The 4,291-nt window shown below is 65.0% G+C and carries 6 protein-coding genes and 2 pseudogenes; all 8 read right to left on the bottom strand.

Translation table 11 applies throughout. The features are described 5' to 3' along the window. Positions 1-150 (bottom strand): annotated as a pseudogene (locus WA317_RS02830) (FAD-binding protein); the annotation flags it as partial. A 49-nt stretch (positions 151-199) separates the two neighbouring features. Beyond that, the gene (locus WA317_RS02835) at positions 200-700 is read right to left on the bottom strand and encodes a VOC family protein (RefSeq protein ID WP_425171596.1); all 501 of its coding nucleotides are present in this window, start codon (positions 698-700) and stop codon (positions 200-202) included. A 105-nt stretch (positions 701-805) separates the two neighbouring features. Continuing rightward, the gene (locus tag WA317_RS02840) at positions 806-1,489 is read right to left on the bottom strand and encodes a hypothetical protein (protein ID WP_425171597.1); all 684 of its coding nucleotides are present in this window, start codon (positions 1,487-1,489) and stop codon (positions 806-808) included. A gap of 123 nt (positions 1,490-1,612) precedes the next feature. Continuing rightward, the gene (locus tag WA317_RS02845; protein WP_425171601.1) at positions 1,613-2,524 is read right to left on the bottom strand and encodes a sterol desaturase family protein; all 912 of its coding nucleotides are present in this window, start codon (positions 2,522-2,524) and stop codon (positions 1,613-1,615) included. Positions 2,525-2,601: 77 nt separating this feature from the next. Further along, the gene (locus tag WA317_RS02850) at positions 2,602-3,321 is read right to left on the bottom strand and encodes an MgtC/SapB family protein (RefSeq protein ID WP_425171598.1); all 720 of its coding nucleotides are present in this window, start codon (positions 3,319-3,321) and stop codon (positions 2,602-2,604) included. Between the two features lie 136 nt (positions 3,322-3,457). Continuing rightward, positions 3,458-3,769 carry a DUF732 domain-containing protein gene (locus WA317_RS02855; RefSeq protein ID WP_425171599.1) on the bottom strand — a complete coding sequence of 104 codons (312 nt, stop codon included), beginning with the start codon at positions 3,767-3,769 and terminating at the stop codon, positions 3,458-3,460. An 8-nt stretch (positions 3,770-3,777) separates the two neighbouring features. Further along, positions 3,778-4,107, bottom strand: a complete 330-nt coding sequence (locus tag WA317_RS02860; RefSeq protein WP_425171600.1) for a DUF732 domain-containing protein — start codon at positions 4,105-4,107, stop codon at positions 3,778-3,780. Positions 4,108-4,160: 53 nt separating this feature from the next. Beyond that, a pseudogene (locus WA317_RS02865) lies at positions 4,161-4,291 on the bottom strand (type VII secretion protein EsxI); the annotation flags it as partial.

Below are 4,291 nucleotides of genomic sequence, written 5' to 3' on the forward strand. Positions count from 1 at the left end.
CTCGAGTACCAGCACCCGCGCGCCTGCGGCCGCCGCACTCACCGCAGCGCACCCGCCGGCGATGCCGAAACCGATCACCACCACGTCGACTTCGTCCGACCACGACGTCACGTCGTCGGCATTCACCGTTGCCGGAATCTCGGTGCTCATTGGCGCCACTCCTCCTCATCGCTGCGCTCTGCATCGTCGGTGGCGCGGCTCACGCCTGCTCCTGTTTTATGTAGTCGAAGAACGCCCGGATTTCAGAGGTGACGTATGCGATTTCCAGGAAAGGCACGCCGGCCTCCGGCGCCGAGACGTAGGCGAACTGCATCCCGCCGGGCATGACGCCCTGCTGGACGACGGCCGCGCCGAAACGAGTGGCCTCGGCCAGCATGGCAGCGAACCGCTCGGTGCTTTCCGCCTCGACGCAGATGTGATGCAAACCCGGACCGCTCGCGTCGAGAAAGTCACTATAGATGTTCTTCCCGCGGACCGGCTCGATGAGCTCCAACTGCATGTCGCCGAGATAGCTCAACGAGATGTTGGCGACGAAGTCGGCGGGCTCGCCGCGGTAGCTGCAGGTGTCCGGGCCGAAATGCAGTTGGGGCATGCGCACCCACTTCCGCACCCCTAATAGGCCGGTGAGGGCGTTTTCAGTGGCTTCGAGGTGACGTGTCACCCACGCGATCTGCACCGGCGACCCGCCGCATTGGCTCATCGCTTCGCAGAATAGCCCAGCCGCTGGCCCGGTCGGAAGGTGTTGCCGCGCCCACCGGGATCAGCCGCCGAGACCGAGCCTGAACACGTTCTAATTCACCCTGCGCTAGATGAGCGGACCGCCGGCGCGGTTGTTGACGCCGAGGTCCTCGCGGACCTGCTGGGTGGTGTCGCGCCAGGAGACCGCCGCGGGAAGATCGCCCCAGGTGCTGGTGAAAATCCCGACGATCAGGCTGGACCCGCCGGCCCCGCCGATGTATACCGGCCCGCCGGAGTCACCCTTCTCATTCACGACGCCGCGCGACATGGTGAACCAGCCGTTGTTCACCTGCTCGACCGTGCCGCAGCTTTCACCGGTGACCACGCCGAAGTGGCAGACGGGCTCGCCGGGCGAGACCACCAGACCGGGATCTGATCCCAGCGTGCGCCCACCGGGCAGCACATTGTTGGCCGCGACGTCGCCGGTCAGCACAATCGCCTCGTAATCGGCGATCAGCTGGTCGGTGGCCACGTTTGCGCCGCTCGGGGTGTTGTCCCGGAAGGTGGCGAGGTTGCCGATGAGGGCGCCGTCCTTATTGAGGACCGGTCCACCACCCCGGCAATGGCCGGCCGTGAAAGCCACCCGGAGGGTCGGGTCGACGTAACCCAAGGTGCACCGGTGATTGTCCTGGTGTATTTCCATTCCCGGCGAGACCAGGACAGGGTCGGCGTGCGCAGCCGGCGCCGATGTGCTCGGCACCAGCGCCGCGGTGCTGATCACGGCCAACGCTGCTATGACAAGGTGGCGCACCGTCGATTCCCCTCCGTCGAGGCCGGGCGATATCCACCGGCGTAACGGTGCGAGACATTACCGATTCTGTCCGGGTCCAATCATAGTGATGGCCCGGATTGAGCAAGGCTGCCTTCTGCCGCCTCAGTGCGGCGGTGGCAACAGGGCGCTGACCTCCGGTTGCCCGAGGCTGAGGCCGGCTTCGAAAGGCTTCCAGCCCGGTGGCCCGAAGACATACTTCAGCCGATCCGGCAGGCGCGACGCCGACCGCACGTCGCGAACGATCGCAAGGTATTCGTAGGTCTGCAGGGTCCAGATGTTGAAGGTGTCGATCTGTTTGGTCAACCCGTAATGCGGCCGAAAGAGCTCCGATTGGAAGGTGCCGAACAGTCGATCCCAGACGATGAGGATGCCCCCGTAATTCTTGTCCAGGTATTCCCGGTCCCTACCGTGGTGCACCCGGTGATGGGAAGGAGTGTTGAACAGGAATTCGAACGGCCGCCACATCGTGCCGATGCGTTCGGTGTGCACCCAGAATTGGTAGATGAGATTCAGCGAGAAACTGGCGAACACCAGCCAGGGCGGTACGCCCAACAGCGGCAACGGCGTCCACATCAGTATCTCGCCGCTGTTGTTCCACTTCTGGCGCAGGGCGGTCGCCAGATTGAAGTACTGGCTGGAGTGGTGAGCTTGATGAGTGGCCCAGATCAGCCGCACCCGGTGGGCCATCCGGTGGTAGCAGTAGTAGAGCAGGTCAACGCCGAGGATGGCGATAACCCAGGTGTGCCAGCGGGTCGCCGACAGCTGCCACGGCGCGAGATAGGCGTAGACCGCGGCGTAGCCGAGCAGCGCGATGAACTTCCAGGCCGCCGTGGTGGCCACCGAGACCAGACCCATCGAGATGCTCGCCCACGAGTCGCGAGCTAGGTATGCGCCGGAAAGCGGCCGGTCGGGGTCACCGCCGTGTTCGAGGCTTTGCAGCTTGCGCGCAGCGGTCCATTCGAGAATCAGCAGCACGAGGAACGCCGGGATCGCGAACAGCACCGGATCGCGCATCTGCGCCGGTAGCACCGACAGAGCGTCCGCGATGGCGTTCACAGCAGACACCCTACGACTCGGGAGTTGTCCGTCGTTTACCGCGCCAACGGCATCGGATTGTCGTCGTCCCCGGCGTACCAGTGCACTGCCTGGACGCCCGGTTGCAGGGACAGTTCGCCGACCAAGTGCTCAAGGCGAGTCGGCGCGTGGCCGTCGCTGAGCAGGTAAGCGGTCAGCGCGACATTGTCGTCAACGGCCCGGCCGGTGTGGATGCCGCGCAGGATGAAGTCGTTGCCCCGGGTGCTCTGCACGATCTGGGCGCGCGCGAACTTCTCCGACCGTGGTCGGCAGACTACCTGCAATTGATACTGCTGGTCGTCTTCGTCCTCTTCGACAACGTCGTCGCGGTCGATCAGGTGACCCAGCGGCCGCCCCAGCAGATGGATCGCCACGATGGTCGCGGTGGCGATCGCGGCGAACAGCAGGTTCCCGGAGGCGGCCAGCACACCCACGGCAGCCGAGCACCACAATGTCGCAGCGGTATTGAGGCCGCGGACGTTGAATCCCTCCCGCAGGATCACGCCACCGCCGAGAAACCCGACACCCGAGACGACGTAGGACGCGACCCTGGTCGGGCTGCTGTCGTTGGTGGCGGCGGCGTAGAGCACGAACAAGGTGGCACCGGTGGCCACCAGCGCGTTGGTGCGCAGCCCGGCCATCCGCGCCCGCCACTGCCGCTCCAGCCCGATCAGGCAGCCGCACCCGACCCCCACGCCCAGGCGCAGCGCGAAGTCGGCGAGGCTCAGCGACTGCATGGGTGGGTAGTCCTTTCACGCGCGGACGGCTGACAACATCAGTGTGAACGACGGTCACGCCGACGTGGCGTATTGAGCGCAGGCAGCGATTCGAGCAGGTGGCTCGGGTGACGACAGCGGCTGCTGCCGGTCGTCGCTACTGGACGCCCAACTGATCGGGGCAGTACCAGTTCGCCGCAATCGCGGCGAACCGCGTTGCCCCGTCGTCGCTGAATCCCGGGTTGTCGGTTTTGACCGCTTGCACGACGTCCGAAGCATTTTTCCCGTTTTTGGCCATATCGCATACCTTCTTGCCGGCTGCGACGGCCTGGGTGGCGTCTCCGTAGCTGATCTTGGCCTGGCGAAGCGAAGCGAGGAAGGCCTCGTCCGTTTTGTCCGCAGCCGCCTGCGGAGCGACAGCGAGACCGATGACGGCGGTCGTGGTCGCCGCGAACACGAACCGTCTCACGGACATTTTCAGGTGCCCCCTCCCTTGCCGCCGGGTGACAGCTGGTCGGGGCAGTACGCGTTCGCCGCGATACCCACGAATCGAGTAGCCCCGTCCAGCGTGAATTTCGGATTGGCGTCCTTGAGCGCGTTCACGACGTCCGCCGCTTTCTTCCCGCTCGCGACCATCTCGCACACCGATCTGCCGGCTGCGACAGCTTGATCAGGCTTTCCGTAGGTGATGTTGGCTTGGCGAAGCGAAGCCAGGAAAGCGTCGTCGGTGCTGTCGGCGTTGGCTTGTGCAGATCCGACGAGCCCGATTGCAGCGGTCACGCCCAGTGCTACTAGCAACCGTCCCATGAACCAGGATTGTCACATGATGCCGCGCTCAGCGCATGTCGGTTCACGTGCTGTTAAGCCCAGCTGGAGCCGACGGCGCTGTCGGTGCTGGCCATGTTGGAGCCGGCCGACTGCACTTTTTGGCCGTGGGAGTTGGCCTGCTCGTAGATGACCTGGAAGTTGCGGCCCAACTGGGTGATGAACT

The sequence above is a fragment of the Mycobacterium sp. genome (assembly GCF_049802695.1).
GTDB lineage: Bacteria > Actinomycetota > Actinomycetes > Mycobacteriales > Mycobacteriaceae > Mycobacterium.